General features: G+C 72.2%; 15 protein-coding genes and 2 pseudogenes. 12 read left to right on the plus strand and 5 right to left on the minus strand.

Going from position 1 to position 19,183, the window contains the following annotated elements; translation table 11 throughout:
• Positions 1 to 510 precede the first annotated feature (510 nt).
• Positions 511 to 1,215, minus strand: coding sequence for a DUF4142 domain-containing protein (locus tag Prum_RS25580; RefSeq protein ID WP_246278084.1), 705 nt, complete (start codon positions 1,213 to 1,215; stop codon positions 511 to 513).
• A gap of 326 nt (positions 1,216 to 1,541) precedes the next feature.
• Here Prum_RS25580 and Prum_RS51870 point away from each other — a divergent pair, with 326 nt between their 5' ends.
• Positions 1,542 to 1,892, plus strand: a complete 351-nt coding sequence (locus Prum_RS51870) for a MarR family transcriptional regulator (RefSeq protein ID WP_246278085.1) — start codon at positions 1,542 to 1,544, stop codon at positions 1,890 to 1,892.
• The gene (locus Prum_RS51875) at positions 1,850 to 2,071 is read left to right on the plus strand and encodes a hypothetical protein (protein ID WP_246278086.1); all 222 of its coding nucleotides are present in this window, start codon (positions 1,850 to 1,852) and stop codon (positions 2,069 to 2,071) included. The genes Prum_RS51870 and Prum_RS51875 overlap by 43 nt, the downstream gene beginning before the upstream one ends.
• Positions 2,072 to 2,085: 14 nt before the next feature.
• Here the strand turns inward: Prum_RS51875 and Prum_RS49705 are convergent, their stop codons facing one another.
• A complete protein-coding gene (locus Prum_RS49705; protein WP_218577849.1) occupies positions 2,086 to 2,991 on the minus strand; it encodes an LppU/SCO3897 family protein in 906 nt (301 codons plus the stop codon).
• A 197-nt stretch (positions 2,992 to 3,188) separates the two neighbouring features.
• On the opposite strand from Prum_RS49705, the gene Prum_RS25595 reads away from it, so the two are divergent.
• From Prum_RS25595 to Prum_RS25615, 6 genes and pseudogenes are all read left to right on the plus strand, one after another.
• Entirely contained in the window at positions 3,189 to 6,161 is a 2,973-nt protein-coding gene (locus Prum_RS25595; protein ID WP_173078807.1) for an AfsR/SARP family transcriptional regulator, read from the plus strand.
• 57 nt (positions 6,162 to 6,218) lie between these two features.
• Positions 6,219 to 6,296, plus strand: a pseudogene (locus Prum_RS51880) (transcriptional regulator); the annotation flags it as partial.
• 320 nt (positions 6,297 to 6,616) lie between these two features.
• The gene (locus Prum_RS51885; protein WP_246278617.1) at positions 6,617 to 6,931 is read left to right on the plus strand and encodes a helix-turn-helix transcriptional regulator; all 315 of its coding nucleotides are present in this window, start codon (positions 6,617 to 6,619) and stop codon (positions 6,929 to 6,931) included.
• On the plus strand, positions 6,928 to 7,374 hold the full coding sequence (locus Prum_RS25605; RefSeq protein WP_173078808.1) for a nuclear transport factor 2 family protein: 447 nt from the start codon (positions 6,928 to 6,930) through the stop codon (positions 7,372 to 7,374). Before Prum_RS51885 ends, Prum_RS25605 begins: the two co-directional genes overlap by 4 nt.
• A gap of 142 nt (positions 7,375 to 7,516) precedes the next feature.
• Positions 7,517 to 7,858 (plus strand): YciI family protein, encoded by a 342-nt coding sequence (locus Prum_RS25610; protein ID WP_173078809.1) that lies wholly within the window; start codon positions 7,517 to 7,519, stop codon positions 7,856 to 7,858.
• Positions 7,859 to 7,908: 50 nt separating this feature from the next.
• Complete coding sequence (locus tag Prum_RS25615; protein WP_173078810.1) at positions 7,909 to 9,114, plus strand: RNA polymerase sigma factor; 1,206 nt, start codon at positions 7,909 to 7,911, stop codon at positions 9,112 to 9,114.
• Here Prum_RS25615 and pgi read toward each other — a convergent pair.
• The 3 genes and pseudogenes from pgi to zwf all read right to left on the minus strand — a co-directional run bounded on the left by pgi (position 9,067) and on the right by zwf (position 13,129).
• A pseudogene (pgi, locus tag Prum_RS55175) lies at positions 9,067 to 10,700 on the minus strand (glucose-6-phosphate isomerase). The gene Prum_RS25615 and the pseudogene pgi sit on opposite strands and share 48 nt — an antisense overlap.
• Before the next feature lie 3 nt (positions 10,701 to 10,703).
• On the minus strand, positions 10,704 to 11,609 hold the full coding sequence (gene opcA / locus Prum_RS25625; RefSeq protein WP_173078811.1) for a glucose-6-phosphate dehydrogenase assembly protein OpcA: 906 nt from the start codon (positions 11,607 to 11,609) through the stop codon (positions 10,704 to 10,706).
• The gene (gene zwf / locus Prum_RS25630; protein WP_173078812.1) at positions 11,606 to 13,129 is read right to left on the minus strand and encodes a glucose-6-phosphate dehydrogenase; all 1,524 of its coding nucleotides are present in this window, start codon (positions 13,127 to 13,129) and stop codon (positions 11,606 to 11,608) included. Before zwf ends, opcA begins: the two co-directional genes overlap by 4 nt.
• 96 nt (positions 13,130 to 13,225) lie before the next feature.
• On the opposite strand from zwf, the gene Prum_RS25635 reads away from it, so the two are divergent.
• The 4 genes from Prum_RS25635 (at position 13,226) to Prum_RS25650 (ending at position 19,163) form a co-directional block, all read left to right on the plus strand.
• Complete coding sequence (locus Prum_RS25635) at positions 13,226 to 14,218, plus strand: patatin-like phospholipase family protein (protein ID WP_218577338.1); 993 nt, start codon at positions 13,226 to 13,228, stop codon at positions 14,216 to 14,218.
• 537 nt (positions 14,219 to 14,755) lie between these two features.
• A complete protein-coding gene (locus tag Prum_RS25640) occupies positions 14,756 to 15,799 on the plus strand; it encodes a cytochrome P450 (protein WP_173078813.1) in 1,044 nt (347 codons plus the stop codon).
• A 344-nt stretch (positions 15,800 to 16,143) separates the two neighbouring features.
• Complete coding sequence (locus Prum_RS25645) at positions 16,144 to 18,765, plus strand: sensor histidine kinase (protein ID WP_173078814.1); 2,622 nt, start codon at positions 16,144 to 16,146, stop codon at positions 18,763 to 18,765.
• A complete protein-coding gene (locus Prum_RS25650; RefSeq protein WP_173078815.1) occupies positions 18,762 to 19,163 on the plus strand; it encodes a roadblock/LC7 domain-containing protein in 402 nt (133 codons plus the stop codon). Before Prum_RS25645 ends, Prum_RS25650 begins: the two co-directional genes overlap by 4 nt.
• Positions 19,164 to 19,183 lie beyond the last annotated feature (20 nt).

The following is a 19,183-nucleotide window of genomic DNA, read 5'->3' on the forward strand; positions in this document are numbered from 1 at the left end:
CGCGCCGCTCGCGGACCTTCCGCGCGTCGCTCGCGGACCTTCCGCGCGCCGATCAAGGACTTCCCCGTCGATCAAGGGCGAATGGTCGTGCTTTGATCTCCGATCCACGACCGTTTGCCCTTGATCGACGGGGAAGTCCTTGATCGGCGCGGGGCGGCGGGGCGGCGGGGCGGCGGGGCGCGGGGCGCGGGGCGCGGGGCGCGGGGCGCGGGGCGCGGGGCGCGGGCGCGGGGCGCGGGGCGCGGGGCGCGGGGCGCGGGGCGCGGGGCGCGGGGCGCGGGGCGCGGGGCGCGGGCGCGGGGCGCGGGGCGCGGGGCGCGGGGCGCGGGGCGCGGGGCGCGGGCGCGGGGCGGCGGGGCGCGGGGCGGCGGGGCGGCGGGGCGCGGGGCGCGGGGCGCGGGGCGCGGGGCGCGGGGCGCGGGGCGGCGGGGCGCGGGGCGGCGGGGCGGCGGGGCGCGGGGCGGCGGGGCGCGGCGGGGGCGTGGGGCGTGGCGGGGTGGGGCGGGGGGCTTAGCGGGGGCGGACGAGGCGGTAGGTGGCTACGGCGCCGAAGAGCAGGGCGACGAGGACGACCAGCCAGATCGCCGTCGGGCTGAAGCCGCTGCCCGCGGCGGTCCGGGCCAGCGCCGCTTCCTGGAGCGAGTCGATCTTCGGCTGGTCGCCCGGGAGTGCGGCCGGGGGCAGTTCGGCGTACCGGACCAGGCCGGTGCTCTCCAGCAGCGTCATGTGGTTCATCACGAAGCCGTTGGAGTCCTGGGCGAGCTTGCGCACGACCTCGTTGCGGGTGCCGGACCGGACCGCGCCGATGACCGGAAATATCTTGCCGTGCGCGGCCCGGAGGCGGTCCACGAAGATGCGGTCGAACTCGCGGTCGGACGACGCGCTCCGCATCTCGTTCAGCCACTTTTTCTGGTCGGCGTTGGGCTCGGTCGGGAGCTGGACGCCGAGCGTATTCGCCGCGTCCACAACGAGTTGGTCGAGCTCGGCGTGCTGGCTGGCGATCTCCGCGCCCACCTGCCGCACCCGCGCCAGACTGCCCCGCTCGGCGGCCATCTGACCCGCGGGCATCTCCCACAGGCCGGCCAGGCGTACGCCGTTGAGCAGCGCGAGGTCGGCCGCGCCTAGCTGCGCGGGGGCCGCCGGCTGGGCAAGCGCGGGGGCTGGCAACCCGAGGACCGCGATGACGAGGCCGGCGAGGGCGGCGCGCGCAACCATCGTGCTATCACCTCCGTAAATGCACTTTCCCATTGCTTTCTGGGGAAGCTACGGCCGGCCGGTGCGGAAAGTCAAGGAATAGAAAAGAGGGTAAAAATGCGTCTCTCGATTCAACCGAGGCCGTCATCCATTCGGACGATGTGCGATTTTGCATTTACCTCAATAAGTGTACGCCGAAATGCCGCTGCGGGAAATTCCCGTAGCGGCGACCGTGGTAGGGCGTCGATGCGTGCATGTGTGCACTGATTGCTTCCTGGCACACACTACGCCGGGCGCGCGCCGGTGGCTAGCCCGGCGGGCGCCCGCGGGTGTGCGACGATTGGCCGATGTCAGGCTCGATGGTGCGTGGTCGCAAGGCATCGACCGAGGCGGCCGCGGTCATCGACGGACTACTCGGGGTGAGTCGCGTGCTGGTCGGGTTGACCGCGCGGTCCCTGGGCGAGCTCGACGCCGACGTGACGCTGGTCCAGACGCGGGCGCTGGTCCTGCTGGCTTCCCGCGGTCCGCAGCGCACCGTTGACCTGGCTGTGGAGCTCAATGTGGCGCCGTCCACTGTGACCCGGATGTGCGACCGGCTGGTCCGCAAGGGCTGGTGGAGCGCTATCGGCGCGGCGACGACCGCCGCGCGACCTGGGTGGTCCTGTCCGAGGCCGGCCGCGACCTGGTCGGCGAGCTGATGCGGCAGCGCCGGCGGGCCATCGCGGATCTCGTCCGTTCGCTGCCGATCGAGGATCCGGCGGGCCTCGCCGCCGCGCTGGACTCGTTCGTGCAGGCGGCCGGGGAGATCCCGGAGGCACAGTGGACGCGGCGGTGGCGGGCGTCCGCGGTCCGTCCCGCGGACGCCATCCCGGCCTAGCTAGCGGTGCTGGGTCAGGCCACCTTCTTGATGCAGAGCACGAAGTCGTCGACGGTGCCCAAGGCGCCGTCCTGGTAGAGCGACTCGGTGGCGTCCGTATCGGTGCACGCGGTCTCGCTGGTGGTGCCATCCTTGCGCAGCAGCACCTGGTACGCGCCGGGGTCGCCGCACTTGGCTTCCTTGACGTCGTTGTCGGCGCTGATCGTCAGGCAGTCGCCCTTCTGGTACTTGTCCAGGTTGCCCTGTACTTCCGTGTCGCCGGTCGAGTTCGCCGTCGGGGTCGTCGAGGCGCCCGGGGTGTCCGAGTCGTCGGCGGTCAGGGCGACCAGTACGACGCCGCCGACGCAGAGCAGCAGGAATGCGCCGAAGACCACGCCGAGGATGAGCAGCACCTTGCTGCCACTCTTCTTGGGCGGCAGTGGCGGTGCCCCGTAGCCGGGCTGCGGGACGTACGCCGTCTGCGGCGCGCCCGAGGTCGGCGACTGGCCGTAGACCGGCGGCTGCCCGTACGGCGGCTGCTGAGCTGGTGACACCGGCGGCTGTCCCCAAGCCGGCTGCGGTGCGGGTGAGGCCGGCGGCTGCCCGTACCCGGGCTGCTGGCCGTAGGACGGGTCCTGCCCGTAGCCCGGTTGCTGTCCGTAGCCGGGCTGCTGTCCGTAGCCCGGTTGCTGGCCGTACGACGGGTCCTGCCCGTAGCCGGGCTGCTGGCCGTAAGACGGGTCTTGCCCGTAGCCGGGCTGCTGGCCGTACGACGGGTCCTGGCCGTACCCGGGTTGCTGCCCGTACCCGGGCTGCTGGCCGTACGGCGGCTGCGGTGGCTGTTGACCGGGCTGACCCTGGTTAGCCGAGCCGTAATAAGTACCGCCCTGCCCCTGTTGCCAAGGCTCTTGCGGGCCTTGGCCGCCGGACTGCGGATACATCGTTGATTCCCCTTGTGTCGAAAGCCGGGCATTCGGGCGAGTCCGCCCGAATGCCCGGTGTGTCCGTGCCCCCCGCCCACGAACCATCGGAGTGTGGGGGTCCCCGCCACATGAGCGCCACACGGACGGTACACACCTTCACGTCGTAGTACGGTTTCGGTGTCGCGAAGCGGACCCGCTGGGCGGGGAGGACACGGGTGAGGTTCGGCATCCTCGGACCGTTGCGGGTGTGCACCGACGCGGGTGCCGAAGTCATGCTGCGCAGCCGGCACGAGCGTGCGGTGCTCGGCATGCTGCTGGTGCACCCCGGCCAGGTGGTCACCTTGGACCGTCTCGTGGAGGCGCTGTGGCCGGACCGGCGGCCGGCGTCGTACGCGTCGAACCTCCAGACGTACGTGTCCCGGCTGCGGGAGCGGCTACCCGGCGTCACGATCGAGCATCACGGCGGGTACCGGATCCGCGTCGACGCCCAACAGTTGGACGTTCTTGTGTTCCGGCGGGAGGTAGCGGCCGGGCGGGCGGCGCTCGCGGCCGGTGACGCCACCTCGGCGGTGGCCCACTTCCGGCGCGGGCTGGGTCAGTGGCGCGGCCGGCCGTTCGCCGACCTCGTGGTGGCGGCCCTGGAGCCCCACGTCACGGAGTGGGAAGTGGAGCGGCTCGCCGCGGTCGAGGACTGTGTCGACGCTGAGCTGGCCACCGGGGAGCGGCTCACCGACGTACTCGCGGAACTGCATCGCCTGGTGGCCGAGCATCCGCTGCGAGAGCGCCTGCACGGGCAGCTGATGGTGGCCCTGAGCCTGGCCGGCCGGCGGGCCGACGCGCTGGCCGTGTACCAGAACGCGCGCGAACTGCTGGTGGCCGAGTTGGGCATCGAACCGGGGGCGCAGCTGCGCCAGCTGCACCAGTCGGTGCTGCGCGGCGAAGACCCGGCCGTGGCGCGGCCCCGGAGTGCGGCGCCGGCGTGGTCCGCGGTGTGCCAGCTGCCGCCGACCCAGCCGGGCTTCGTCGGCCGGGAGGAACTGCTCGACCGGCTCGCGGTGCTGCTGGCCCCGGGCGCGGCGGTGCCGGTGGTGGCGCTCTCCGGCCAGCCCGGGGTGGGCAAGAGCGCGCTGGCGGTGGTGCTCGGCCACCGGACCCGGGCGGCGTTCCCCGATGGACAGCTGTACGTCCACCTGGCCGGCGCGTCGGCGGCGCCCCGCGATCCCGGTGCGGTCCTGGCCGACCTGCTGCGCTCCCTCGGTACGCCGGAGTCGGCAATCCCGCAGGGGGTGCCCGCGCTGTCCGCGGCGTACCGGGCCCGGGTGGCCGACCGGCGGGTGCTCCTCGTCCTCGACGACGCCGGCGATCCGGCCCAGGTCCGGCCGCTGATCCCGGGCACGCCGGGCAGCGCCGTGCTGGTCACCAGCCGGCGGCGGCTCAGCGGGCTGATCGACGCGCGGCACGTGCCGGTGGCCCCGCTCACCGAGGCGGAGGCGGGCGCGCTGCTGGCGCACGTCGTCGGGGCCGACCGGGTCGCCGACGAGCGGGTCTCCGCCGGGCGGATCGCCACCGCGTGCGGCAACCTGCCGCTCGCGCTGCGCATCGCCGGCACCCGGCTGGCCAGCCGGCCGTGGCGGCTGCGCACGCTGGCCGACCGCCTCGACGACGAGCGCCAGCGCCTCACCGAGTTGGCGGCCGGCGACCAGCAGGTACGCGCCGCGCTCGCGCTCAGCGTGCGGGCCCTGTCGCCGGCCGCGCGGGACGCGTTCGGGCTGCTGGGGGTGCCGGGGCCGACCACCTTCGCGGCCTGGGCGGTGGCCGCCCTGGTCGGAAGGTCCGATGTGGACGCGATCCTCGACGAGCTGGTCGAGGCCAGCCTGCTGGAGCCGGTCTCGTCGGAGCTGGGCGAGCTGCGCTACCGGCTGCACGACCTGCTGCGCATCTACGCCGACGAGCTGGCTGCCGAGGCGGAGGCGGCCCGGCGGGCGGCCCGGCGCCGGCTGCTCGACGCGACCGTGGTCCGGGCCGGGCACGCCGCCGGGCATCTGCCCCGCACCCTGACCTGGTACCGCTCGTCGGGCACCGACCCGGCCGGCGGGGACTGGCTGGCCGCGGAGCTGGACTTCCTCACCGGCGCGGTCACGATGGCGCACGCGGCCGGCGCCGACCAGGAGGCCGTCGACGTCGCCGAGCGGCTCGCGCCGTTCCTGTGGACGCAGGGCCGGTGGAGCGAGCTGCGGGCCGTGCAGCGGGTGGTCCGGCGGGCCGCCGAGCGGATCGGCGACGAGCGGGCGACGGCGCGGGCCGAGTTCCTCGCGGGCGTACTGAGCCTGGTGTGCGGCGACATGGCCGACGCCGCCAAGAGCTTCGCGCACAGCCGGGCCGCGTTCGAGCGCCTCGGCGACCGGCACGGGCTGGCCTGCGTGCTGAGCGACCAGGCGGTGCTGTACGGCTACCAGAACCGCTTCGAGGAGTCCGCCGCGGCGGCGGGGCGCGCGGTGGAGCTCTTCCGGTCCGCGGCCGATCCGGTGGCCGCCGTACTCGCGTCGCCGGCGCTCTCCGCGGCGCTGCGCGGGCTGGGCCGGCTTGACGACGCGCTGGCCGTCGACCGTACCGCCGTGGCGGAGGCGCGCCGGCAGGTCGCCGCCGAGATCGTGGTCGCCCGCGCCCTGAACTCCCTCGCGGTCACCCGGCTGCTGCGCGGCGAGCCGCGGCTGGCGTACACGGCGGCCGCGGAGTCCGCCGACCGGCTGCGTGGCGTGGGCGACCGTTACGTGCTGCTGGCCGCGCTGCGGCACCTCGCCTCGGCCGCCGCGGGACTGGGCCGGCGGCGCGAGGCCGTACGGCTGCTGCAGGAGAGCCACGACCTCGCGGTGCAGCTCGGCGACCGGCTGTGGGCCACCGGGCTGGAGCGCGACCTGGCGGTGAGTTGGATCGGTGACGGTCGCGCCGAGGCCGCCGTGCCGGTGCTGCGGCGGTGCCTGCAGACGTACGACGACATGGACATCCGCTCGGCGAAGTCGGCGACGCTGGACATGCTCGCCCGGGCGTACGACGCGCTCGGTGACCGGGCCGCCGCCCGCGACGCCCGCCGGGGCGCCGACGTCCTCGCCGACGACCGGGATGCCCGCACGCCCGCGCTCTCCAAGATCATCCTGCGGCTGGCGGAAAGTGTCGGTGCTCGCGGGTAGCGTCGCCGCGTGAACCGTACTGATCGGCTCTACGCACTGGTGGAGGAGTTGCGGGCGGTGTCGCCGCGCCCGCGCAGCGCGCACTGGCTCGCCGCGCGGTTCGAGGTCGACGCGCGCACGATCCGGCGCGACATCGCCGCCCTCCAGGAGGCCGGCGTGCCCATCTACGCCGAGGCGGGCCGCACCGGCGGATACGTCGTGGACCGGGCGCACACCCTGCCCCCGGTCAACATCACCGCGCGCGAGGCGGTGGCCACCGCCATCGCGCTGGAGTCGCTCGCGGACACCCCGTTCCAGGACGCGGCGCGCTCGGCGCTCAACAAGCTCGTCGCGGCGATGGCGCAGCGCGACGTCCAGGCCGCGCGCGAGGTCGCCGAGCGGATCCACCTGGTCGCGCCGCAGCCGGCCGCGGATCCCGGCCCACCCCGCAGGTGCTGCGGGTGGCGGAGGACGCGGTGGTCAGCCGGTCGGTCCTCGACATCCAGTACGTCGACCGGAACGGCGCCGCCTCCCAGCGGCTGGTGGAGCCGGTGGCGCTGCTCGGCGGCGGCCGGCTGTGGTACCTGGTGGGCTGGTGCCGGCTGCGTGGCGATGAGCGGGAGTTTCGGCTGGACCGCATGCGGCACGCCGCGACGACGGCCGAGATCGCCCCGTCTCGGTCGATCGGTCCGGACCGGTTGCGCCTGCCCCACCTGCCGGTCGCGCCGCTCGACTTTCTGCGAAACGCGGACAGGATGCTGTCCGCGGTGCCCCTGACGATGGACGCATGACCATCAATCCCAACGGCAACTCCACGTACGCTCCGGCTGACTTCCGGCGCGCGCTCTGGAAGCGGTGGGTGGCACTGCGTAACGCGGACCTCGCACAGGCGGAGGAGATCGTCGTGCCCGCGCTCGTCCTGCACGTTCCGGCGATCGGGCAGGGGCTTGACCGGGCCGGCGGCCGGCGGGCGCTCCTGTCCTGGATCAGCGCCCTGCACGCCGCGTTTCCGGCCGGCCGGCTCGCGGTGGAGGTGGGCCCGATCATCAGCAAGGATCTGATCGCCGGCCGCTGGGTGTTCACCCGCCACGGCGACGAGGGTCGGGCCGCGGCCGACGACGTCAGCTTCACCGGCACCGACATCATCCGGGTCGAGGGCGGGCGCGTCGTCGAGTTCTGGGTCAACCACGACGTGCTCGGGCAGGCGGTGCCCCTCGGGCCGGTCGCGGTCTGAGCCGCCGCCAGAGATATTTTCGCCAGGGCTGTCGATTTCGGGGGGGCTCGCGTGTCGGTCGGGTGAGGGAGCCGCTCCGGCGGCTTCCGACCGAGCGAGAGACCGAGCGAGACGACCGAGCGAAAGAGGAGGCGACGGCACGATGACCCAGTACGCGGTGCTCATCTACGAGCGCGTGGCACCGGAGGACCTGCCCCCGGAGATCATGGCCGCGCACGAGCAGTTGCCACAGCGGATCAGCGAGTTGGGCGCGCGGGAGGTGGCCGGGCTGGCGCTGCTGCCGCCCGAGACGGCCACGTCGATCCGCGGTGACCTGGTGACGGACGGCCCGTTCATCGAGACCAAGGAGGTGCTGGCCGGCATCTTCGTGGTCGAGGCGCGCGACCTTGACCAGGCGCTCGCCATCGCCAAGATGACCCCGATCGTCAACGGGGGCGTGGAGGTGCGACCGCTGCTCGGATTCCAGGTCGCGGAGCAGAGCTGAGCACGGTCGAGGACGCGATCGCGGACGCGCACCGTCGCGAGTGGGCCTACGTGCTCGCCGCGACGGTGCGGGTCACGCGCGATCTCGACGCCGCCGAGGAGGCCGTGCAGGACGCGTACGTCCAGGCGCTGAAGACGTGGGACCGCGACGGGGTGCCCACCCGGCCCGGAGCGTGGCTGACCACGGTGGCGCGGCGCAACGCGCTCAACGCGATCCGCCACCGGCAGGTGCTTCAGGCCAAGCTTCCGCTGCTGCTGGGGCCGACCGAGACGGCGATGGCGGAGCCTGACGCGATCCCCGACGACCGACTCCGGCTGATCTTCACGTGCTGCCACCCGGCGTTGGCGCAGGAGGCGCGGATCGCGCTCACGCTCCGGCTCGTGTGCGGGGTGGCGACGCCGGACATCGCGCAGGCGTTCCTGGTCAGCGAGGCGACGATGGCGGCCCGGCTCACCCGGGCCAAGAAGAAGATCGCCGCCGCGCGCATCCCGTACGCGGTGCCCTCGGTCGAGGAGTTGCCCGAGCGCGTCGACACGGTGCTGACGGTCATCCACCTGCTCTTCGCGACCGGGCACACCGCGTACTCGGGGCAGGAGCTGGTGCGCGACGAGCTCACCACCCGCGCGCTCGACCTCGCGCGCATGCTGCGCCTGCTATTGCCCGCTGACCGTGAGGTCGCCGGGCTGCTGGCGCTGCTGCTGGCCCACCACGCCCGGCGGTCCACCCGCACCGACCCGGACGGCCGGCTGCTGCGCCTGGCGGAGCAGGACCGGACCGCGTGGGACCGGGAGATGATCGCCGAGGCCGACCGGCTCGTGGTGGCCGCTCTGGAGGCCGGCTCGCCAGGGCGGTTCACCTTGCAGGCGGCGATCGCCGCGCTGCACGCGCAGGCCCCGGCGTACGAGGAGACCGACTGGCCGCAGATCCGCACGCTGTACGACGAGCTGCTGCGGATCTGGCCGTCGCCGGTGGTGGCGCTCAACCGGGCCGTCGCCGTCTCGATGGTCGACGGCCCGGAGGCGGCGCTGGCCGAGGTGGAGGCGCTCGAACGCGACGGCCGGCTGGCCGGCTACCGCTACCTGCCGGCCACCAAGGCCGACCTCCTGCACCGGCTCGGGCGCGACGCCGAGGCGGCCGAGGCGTACCAGGCCGCGCTCGCGCTCAGCGACAACGCCACCGAGCAGGAGTTTCTCGCCGAGCGCGCCCGGTCAGCGGCCGCGCAGGGAGCGGTAGGTGGCGACGAGGGCGGCCGTTGACGCGTCCAGGCCGGGCACGTCGGCGCCCTCGGTGAGGGCCGGCTCGACCCGCTTGGCCAGCACCTTGCCCAGCTCCACGCCCCACTGGTCGAACGAGTCGATGTCCCAGATCGCCCCCTGGACGAACACCTTGTGCTCATAGAGGGCGACGAGCTGGCCGAGCACGGACGGGCTGAGCTCGGCGGCCAGGATCGTGGTGGTGGGGTGGTTGCCGGGGAACGTCCGGTGCGGCACCTGCTCCGCCGGTACGCCCTCGGCGCGTACCTCGTCGGCGGTCTTGCCGAACGCGAGCGCCTGGCCCTGCGCGAAGAGGTTGGCCATCAGCAGGTCGTGCTGCGCGGACAGCTCCGGGCCCAACTCCGCCACCGGCCGTACGAAGCCGAGCAGGTCGGCCGGGATCATCTTGGTGCCCTGGTGCAGGAGCTGGTAGTACGCGTGCTGGCCGTTGGTGCCCGGCGTGCCCCAGACCACCGGCCCGGTCTGCCACTGGACCGGCTGGCCCTGGCGGTCCACGTACTTACCGTTGGACTCCATGTCGAGCTGCTGCAGGTACGCGGTGAACTTCGACAGGTAGTGGCTGTACGGCAGCACCGCGTGCGACTGGGCGTCGAAGAACGCGCCGTACCAGACGCCCAGCAGGCCCAGCAGCAGCGGTGCGTTGGCCTCCGGTGGCGCCGTGCGGAAGTGCTCGTCAATCAGGTGGAAGCCGTCGAGCATCGCGCGGAAGTTGTCCGGGCCGATCGCGATCATCAGGGACAGCCCGATCGCGGAGTCGTACGAGTAACGGCCGCCCACCCAGTCCCAGAACTCGAACATGTTGACGGTGTCGATGCCGAACTTCGCGACCTCGGGGCGTTGGTGGACAGCGCCACGAAGTGCTTGGCCACCGCGCTCTCGTCGCCACCGAGGCCGGCGACCAGCCAGGACCGGGCCGACGTGGCGTTCGTGATGGTCTCGATCGTGGTGAACGTCTTGGATGCGACGATGAAGAGCGTCTCGGCCGGGTCCAGGTCGAGCACCGCCTCGTGCAGGTCGGCGCCGTCGACGTTGGACACGAACCGGAACGCCAGGTCACGTGCCGTGTACGCGCGCAGCGCCTCGTACGCCATCGCCGGCCCGAGGTCGGAGCCGCCGATGCCGATGTTGACCACGGTGCGGATCCGCTTGCCGGTGGCGCCGGTCCAGGCGCCGGTCCGTACGCCGTCGGCGAACGCGGCCATCTTGTCCAGCACGGCGTGCACGGCGGGCACGACGTTCTCGCCGTCGACCTCGATGACGGCGTCGCGGGGCGCGCGCAAGGCGGTGTGCAGCACGGCCCGGCGCTCGGTCACGTTGATCTTCTCGCCGCGGAACATCGCGTCGCGCAGGCCGGCGACGTCGCGGGCGGCGGCCAGGTCGCGCAGCAGGCCCAGCGTCTCGTCAGTCACCAGGTGCTTGGAGTAGTCCAGGTACAGATCACCAACCCGCGTCGTGAGCCGCTCCGCCCGCACCGGATCGGTGGCGAAGAGCTCGCGCAGGTGCGTGTCACCCAGCTCCGCACGGTGCTTGGCCAGCGCGGCCCACTCAGGCGACTGGTTGAGGCGCATTACTCACTCCCTTGTCGGCAACAGACCCGACATTAGCCCGCAGTGCCCCGCGTACGCGTCGTCGGGGTCGAGTCGGCGCAGTTCCTCGGCGATCAGCTCGGCGGTCGTGCGGACCTTCAGCGCCAGGACGCGGGTGGGCTGGCCGGGGATGGACAGCGTGGCCACCCCGCCCGCCGGCCGGTCGATGTGGATCTCGCCGGCGGCGGTGCGCAGGCGTACCGCGGTGACCACCGGGCCGCCGGTGACGACCCGCTCCACCGGCACCTTCAGCCGGGCGGCGAACCACCGCGCCAGCAGCTCCGCGCTGGGATTGTCCGGCTCGCTCTCCACCACCGCGGAGGTCACGTCGCTGCGGGCCTGCTGCAGCGCCGCCGCCAGTAGCGAGCGCCACGGCGTCAGCCGGGTCCAGGCCAGGTCGGTGTCCCCAGGGGTGTACGTCGCCGCGCGCGCGGCCAGGTCCTGCAGCGGCTCGGCGACCGCGTACGCGTCGGTGATCCGCCGCTGGGCCAGCGCGCCGAGTGGGTCCGCGGCCGGGTCCGCCGGGGCGTCCGCCGGCCACCACACGACCACCGGGGCGTCCGGCAGCAGCAGCGGCAGCACCACCGAGTCGGCCTGGTCGGCCAGGTCGCCGTGCAGCCGCAGGACGACCGTCTCGCCGGTGCCGACCTGCACGTCCGCGTCCAGCCGGGTCTCGCTGCGCCGCCGCCGCCGGACGACCGTGAGAATCCGGCACGGGTGCTCGTGCGAGGCGTCGGCGGCGGCCTTCACCGCGTCGTGGCAGTTCTCCTCGTCGGTGACGATCACGAGGGTCAGCACCATGCCGGTGGCCGGGCTGCCGGTTGCCCGCCGGCCATCCACCAGGGCTTGGTTGATCTTGCTGGATGTGGTGCCGGTCAGTTCGAGGTTCATGGCCGCCGCCAGCTCCTTCCGTCTCGCGCGAGCATCCGGTCGGCCGCCGCCGGACCCCAGGTGCCAGCGGGGTACGCCGCGGGCGTGCCGTGCGTGTCCCAGTACTTCTCGATCGGGTCGAGGATCCGCCAGGACTCCTCGACCTCCTGGTGGCGCGGGAAGAGGTTCGCGTCGCCGAGCAGCACGTCGAGGATCAGCCGCTCGTACGCCTCGGGGCTGCTCTCGGTGAAGGACTCGCCGTACGCGAAGTCCATCGTCACGTCGCGGATCTCCATCGAGGTGCCCGGCACCTTCGAGCCGAACCGCTGGGTCACCCCTTCGTCCGGCTGGACCCGGATGACCACGGCGTTCTGGCCGGGCTCGCCGGAGCCGAACGGGGAGTGCGGAGCCCGCTGGAACACCACCGCGATCTCCGTCACTCGGCGGCCCAGCCGCTTGCCCGTACGCAGATAGAACGGAACCCCCGACCACCGCTTGTTGTCGATCTCCAGCTTGACCGCGGCGTACGTGTCGGTCCTCGACCTCGGGTCGATGCCGGCCTCGTCGAGGTACCCGACCACCTTCTCGCCGCCCTGCCAGCCACCGGCGTACTGGCCGCGCACGGTGTGGCTGCCCAGATCCGCCGGCAGCCGGACGGCCCGCAGCACCTTGAGCTTCTCGGCGACGAGGGACTCGGCGGTGAAGTCGGCCGGCTCCTCCATGGCGGTCAGCGCGAGCAGCTGCAGCAGGTGGTTCTGGATGACGTCGCGCGCCGACCCGATCCCGTCGTAGTACCCGGCGCGGCCACCGATGCCGATGTCCTCCGCCATGGTGATCTGTACGTGGTCGACGTACCGGTGGTTCCAGATCGGCTCGTACATGCTGTTGGCGAACCGCAGCGCCAGGATGTTCTGGACGGTCTCCTTGCCCAGGTAGTGGTCGATGCGGAAGACCTCGTGCGGCGGAAAGACCTGGTGGATGATCCGGTTCAGCTCCTCGGCGCTGGCCAGGTCGTGCCCGAACGGCTTCTCGATGACCGCGCGCCGCCACGAGCCCGGCGGCGGGTCGGCGAGACCGTGCTTCTGGAGCTGCTGGACCACCTTGGGAAAGAACTTCGGCGGCACGGACAGATAGAACGCGAAGTTGCCATTGGTCCCGCGCTCGGCGTCGAGGTCATCGACCGCCTCGCGGAGCCGCTTGAAGGCCACCTCGTCGTCGAAGTCGCCGGGAATGAACCGGAACCCCTCGGCCAGCTGCTTCCACACGTCCTCGCGGAACGGCGTACGGGAGTGCTGCTTCACCGCCTCGTACACGATCTGGGCGAAGTCCTGGCTCTCCCAGTCGCGCCGGGCGAAGCCCACCAGGGAGAAACCCGGTGGGAGCAGGCCGCGATTGGCCAGATCGTAGACGGCGGGCATCAGCTTCTTACGGGAAAGGTCGCCCGTGACACCGAAGATGACGAGGCCGGACGGTCCCGCGACGTGCGGGAGCCGGCGGTCCGACGGATCGAGCAGCGGGTTGACCCAGTCGTTGGCAGGCACGCCAAGTCAAACCAAATGCGGGCGATCCGCATTTCAGGAAGTGAGCGACGAGACACCCCTGTGTATCTGGTGGGCCGGGTGGCTGCTCTGGCCGGTATGAACGCGGATCTGGTACTCGAAGGCGGCGGCGTCAAGGGGATCGCCCTCGCCGGTGCGGTGTCCGTGCTGGAGGAGCGCGGATACACGTTCCCCAAGGTGGCGGGCACGTCCGCCGGCTCGATCGTCGGGTCGCTGGTGGCCGCCGGGGTCCGGGCCAAGCGACTGCGCGAGATGATGGACGACCTGGACTACAAGAGATTCCGGGACCGGCCCTGGTACGCCCCGACGGGGCTCGGCTTCGCGTCCCAGGTGCTGCTGCGGCAGGGCTGGTGCAAGGGCGACTACCTGCGGTCCTGGCTGGACGAGAAGCTGGGTGAGGCCGAGGTCAAGACCTTCGAGCACCTCCCGCTCGTGGACGACCAGCCCGATCCGGCGCTCGCTCAGCGGCCGGGCCGCGGCTACCGCTTCGTCGCCATGGCGTCGGACCTCACCAACGGCATGCTGGCCCACCTGCCGTGGGACTACCCCGACCGGTTCGGCCGCGATCCGGACACGGTGCCGGTGGTCGAGGCGGTCCGGGCGTCGACGGCGATCCCGTACTACTTCCGGCCGGCGAAGTGCCCGGATCCGAGGAACGGCGGGGACGTGTGGATGGTCGACGGTGGCATGCTGTCGAACTTCCCGATCAACGTGTTCGACCGCGCCGACCGCGAGCCGCGGTGGCCCACGTTCGGGATCCGGTTGTCACGGTCCCGGGTCAACCGCATCCGCGGCGTCGTCAGCCTGTCCAAGGCCCATGCTGGACACGATGACCGGCTTCTACGACCGGATCCACTCCGGCCGGCCCGACGTGCTCGTCCGGACGATCTTCGTGGACAGCCTGGACACCCAGGCGACCGACTTCGGCCTGAGCAAGCAGAAGGCGGACGCGCTGTACGAATCCGGCCGCAACGCCGCCACCGCATTCCTGGCGGGGTGGGATTTCGAGGCGTACAAGGAGAGGTTCCGGGGCTCATCCAGGGCATGACGCTCTACGGCTTGCGGGAGTAGGGGCGCCCTACTCGCGGCGCCCCACTCACGGTCGCCCCCCATCGCGCACGGCAGGAGGGGCAGAAGGGGCAGGAGAGGCGGCAGAAGGGCGGGAGAAGGGGCGCCAGGAGGGGCGGTAGGAGGGGGAGAGTGCGGGCGGAAGGGGGTGGGAGAAGCGAGGGGCGGCGAAGGGGAGAGGTGGGCAACATTGCTGGTGCAAATTGCATCTCGCATATTGTCTATTCGCGACTGGGCTGACTATTGCTGTATTTGAGAATGGGTTGACTTAATCCTCTGTGGTATCGGACGGTAGAAGTCCCGAGGAGGCAGGCCATGGAGCTAAGACCATTCTCTGGCACGTACCTCACCAACCCGGCCGCTATTTGGCGAGATCTACTCGACGGTCCCGAGCGGGTTCATTACGCCGAGGACCTGGGCCTGTGGTTGATCACGCAGCATGCTGACGTGAGGAACGCGCTCGGTGACAGCGACACATTCCGCAACGCCCTGACCCTAGCGCCGATTTATGACGTGTGTCCGGAAGCGCTGTCAATCGTCATGGAGATTGACGCACCGCCGACCACGGCCGCGGCCGACGCACCCACCCATACGCGTACCCGCCGAGCGCTGCGTGCGACGTTCGCCAATACGGCCGTGCGCGTCAACGAGCAGTACGGCCCGATAGTCCGGCGCCGTGTGGACGAGTTGGTGGAGCGCCTCATCGCGCGCCGCGGCACCGTGGTCGACCTGGTGCCGGAATTCGCCGCCGAGTTGCCGCTTCTGGTCGTTGTCGACATTCTCGGCGTGCCGGCCGAAGATGTGGCGCTGATCAAGAAATGGTCGGACGGTCAGATCGCGCTGATCTGGGGCCAGCCCAGCCCGGACGAGCAGGTCCGGCTCGCCCAAGGGTTGCTCGACTTCTGGCGGTACTGCCAACGACTCGTCGCGTTCCGGCTCCAAGAGGGACATCCGGGCGACGACTTCGTGAGCAAGGCGCTGCGCTTCCGCGATGGCGACGACGAGGTGCTGACCACCGACGAGGTCGCCAGCCTGGCGTTCAACCTGCTGGTGGCGGGCCACGAGACGACGTCCGGCCTGCTGGCCCACAGCCTGGACAACGCGCTGTCCGAGCGCGGCCGGTGGGAGCGGCTGGTGGACAACCCGTCGGGCGTGCCGGCGCTGGTGGAGGAGACGCTGCGGTTCGGTCCGGCCATCGACGGCTGGCTGCGGGTCACCAGCGCACCGGTGACGCTCGGCGAGACGACGATCCCGGCCGGGGCGCGCTGCCTGCTGCTGATCGGCGCGGCCAACCGCGATTCGGCAGTTTTCGCGCATGCCGACGCGTTCGACCCGCACCGCAGGGACGGCAAGGACCACCTTTCCTTCGGTTACGGTCCGCATTTTTGCATCGGTGCCGCACTGGCTCGCCTGGAGGCGCAGATCGCGCTTACCCGCCTGGTCACGGAGGTGCCGGGGTTGCGGTTGGCGCCGGAGCACCTCAACTCGTTCAAGCCCAATGTTGCGTTCCGTGCGCACCGGGCGCTGCCGGTCATCGTCGAGACCTTCGCCCAGTACGACGACACGACGGCGGCCGCCGCGTAGCCCGGTCGGGCGCCGCGTCGATCAAGGACTTCCGCGTCGATCAAGGGCAAACGGTCGTGGATTAGAGATCAAACCACGACCGTTTGCCCTTGATCGACGGCGAAGTCCTTGATCGGCGTGCGAAAAAAAGGGGGCGAGGGGTGGGGCGCTACCACTTGGGGCCCTAAGAGGCAAGAGCGGATCGTCGCACATCTTGTGCGACCCCACGGGAATTGCTAGCTGCAACGTGCACATCGAATTGTGCCGTCCAGCCCGTGGGGGAGTGAATCTTGGCATCCGGTGGAAAAGCCCATGCCGCCCGTCCGGGCCAAGCGCGCCAGAGGGGCTGGAAGATCGCCTCTCGCATGCGCATCATCGTGGCCGCGCCGCTGGTGGCTGTGGTCGGCTTCGCCGGCCTGGCGCTCGCGGGGAGCGTCCAACAGGCCGAACGGGCCAGTGACCTTGGCGTGCTCACGCGCCTCGCCGCCGATGCCGGCAGCCTGGCGTACCAGTTGCAGCGCGAACGGGTCGCCGCAGCCGACCTCCTGTCGGCCAGCGGCGCACATCAGGAAGAGGCGTTCGGCCGGCAGACCGCCGACACGGACCAGGCCGTGGCGCGGTACCGCAAGCAGCGTGGGCTCGTGCCCTCGGTGCCCGCGGGTACCGAGGCCGTGCTGGACCGGATCGACGGCTCGCTGAGCGACCTCGGGCCGTTGCGGGCCCAGGTGCGTACGGCCGCGCACGCGTCCGTGTCGGCCATGACGTTCAGCTATCGGATCGTCATCGCGGACCTGCTCGCGTACCGGGAGGCGACCGCGCAGGGCGTGGAGTCGCCGGTGATCGCCGACGAGATCCGCGCCTCGGCCGCGCTGTCGAAGGCCGGCGAGTCCGTCGGCCAGCAGCAGGTCGCCGTCATGCGGGCGCTGACCGCCGGGCAGCTCACGCCGGCGCTTCAGCAGGACATCACCGCGTCGCGGACCAGCTTCACCGAGAACAGCCTGGCGTTCCTCGCCCTGGCCCGGCCGGAGTGGCGGGTGTGGTGGGAGCAGGCCGGCAGCGGCGAGGCCGTGGTCGGGCTGCAGCGCCTGCAGGACCAGGTGTCCCGGGCCGCCCCGGGCAGCCAGCTGAAGGTCGACACCGCTGCCTGGATCGAAGCGACCCAGGCGTGGGCGAAGCGCCTGTTCGAGGTGCAGCAGCGCGTCGACGCGTCCGTGTTCACCAAGATCGACGCGGACCGCGTCGACCAGCGGACCAACGCGATCCTGGAAGGCGCCGCGATGGCCGTGGCCCTGGCGCTGACCGTGCTGGTCACGTGGGCCGTCGCCCGGCAGATCACCCGCCGGCTGCGGCGCCTGCGCGACGCGGCGAACGCGGTGGCCTTCGACGCGCTCCCCGCCATGGTGGAGGAACTGCGCGGCGCGGATGCGACGGTGCATCCGGAGGCCCTTGCCATGCAGGCGGCGGCCCCCGTGGAGCGCGCCACCGGCAGCGTCGACGAGATCGGCGAGGTGGGCCAGGCGTTCAACGCGGTGCACCGGGCCGCTGTCCGCACCGCCGCCGAGCAGGCGGTCATGCGGGCCAACACCGCGAAGATCTTCATCCACCTCAGCCGCCGCGAGCAGCGCCTGGTCGACGCGGTACTCGCCCAGGTCGACCTCGTGGAACAGGACGAGACCGACCCGGACCGGCTGCAGCGGCTGTACACATTGGACAACCTGGCCACCCGGATGGCGCGGATCAACGCCAGCCTCCTGGTCCTGGGCGGCGTCGGCGTCGGCCGCATGCGGCACGACGACGTGCCGCTGCCGAAGGTCCTGCAGGCCGCGCTCTCCCAGATCGAGCACTACCAACGGGTACGCCTCGGCGTGGTCGACAGCGACGTCGCGGTCTCCCGGGACGCGGTCGACGAGGTCGTGCACCTGCTGGCCGAGCTCATGGACAACGCGACGACGTACGCCCCGCCGGAGAGCGAGACGTGGGTGACCGCGCGCGGGCTGGGCGACCGGGTGATCGTCCAGATCAGCGACGAGGGCGTCGGCCTACCCAAGGAGCGGCTGGGACAGCTCAACGAGGTGCTGGCCAGGCCGCCGGCGATCGACGTGCACGCCGTGCGGGCCATGGGTCTGGTCGTGGTGGGCCAGCTCGCCATCCGCCTGGGCGCCACGGTTGAGCTGCGCCCCGGACCCCGGCTGGGCACCATCGCCGAGGTGGCGCTGCCGGGCACGCTGATCCGGCCGGTGCCGCTGAACGAGGAACTGCCCACCGCGGGCCGGCCGGCCCTGGCCGGCGCGCTGGAGGCGGGGATCCACCTGGACGGCTCGATCCCGGTGAGCCCCGCTCCGGCCGGCATGAACATCCCGCGTCCCGCCCAGGTCATCAACCCGCCGACTTTCGGACCCAACGGAGGCCCTAACGGCGGCGCCAACGGAGGTCCGCCGATCCCGGGCTCGAACAGTGGCTTGCCGATCACGGGCGCGAGAAGTGGCTTGCCGATCCCCGGCGCCAACGGCGGTCTGCCGATCCCCGGAGCGAACGGCGGCCCGCCCGCCCAGCGCGCCTCCGGCCGGGCCCCGGTACGGGAGATCGACCAGACCCAGGAGCTGATCATCTTCGAGCAGGTCAACAGCTGGTTCCGCGCCGACCACGCCGGGGTGGGCGTCCAGGACTCGCGTGTGGCCGACGAGGCGCCCGCCCCCGCCCCCGCCCCGAACTGGAACACGCCCGGCGACGACGGTTGGCGAGCCGCGGCGGAGCTCGGTACGCCGGAGGTCACGGAGACGACCCGCGGCGGGTTGCCGATCCGCCAGGCGGGCCGGCACCTGGTACCCGGGGCCGTCCCGCCGGCGCCGGACCAGTCGAGCCGCTCGGAGCGGCGGGACCCGGCGCAGGTCGCCTCCGCCATGTCCGCGTACGCCCGCGGCGTCGCGGGTCGCCGCCCGCTGGCCAACGCCTCGCCCATCACTGATGCGACAGGAGAGCCTTCGTGACCAACCAACGAGACCTCGGCTGGATGCTGGACAGCTTCGCCGAGCGCGCGCCCGACGTCAGCCACGCCATCGCCATCTCGGCGGACGGGCTGATGGTGGCCGCGACGCGTGCCCTGCCGCCGGACCGGGCCGACCAGCTGGCGGCGACCGGGAGCGGCCTGGTCAGCCTGCTGCGCGGGGCAGCGGCCTTCTTCGACGCCGGCGCGGTCATCTCCAACGTCACCCAGCTCGAGGGCGGGTTCATGTTCTCGATGGCCTTCAACGACGGCGCCTCGCTGCTCGTACTGGCCACTCCGACCTGCGACGTCGGCAAGGTCTCGTACGAGATGACCGAGCTGGCCAACCGCATCGGCGACGCCCTGACGCCCGCGGCCCGCGCACTCAGTCACACCCGCTGACCCCCGTAAACCGTGTCCTG

Origin of the sequence: Phytohabitans rumicis (genome assembly GCF_011764445.1) — a bacterium.
Taxonomy (GTDB): domain Bacteria; phylum Actinomycetota; class Actinomycetes; order Mycobacteriales; family Micromonosporaceae; genus Phytohabitans; species Phytohabitans rumicis.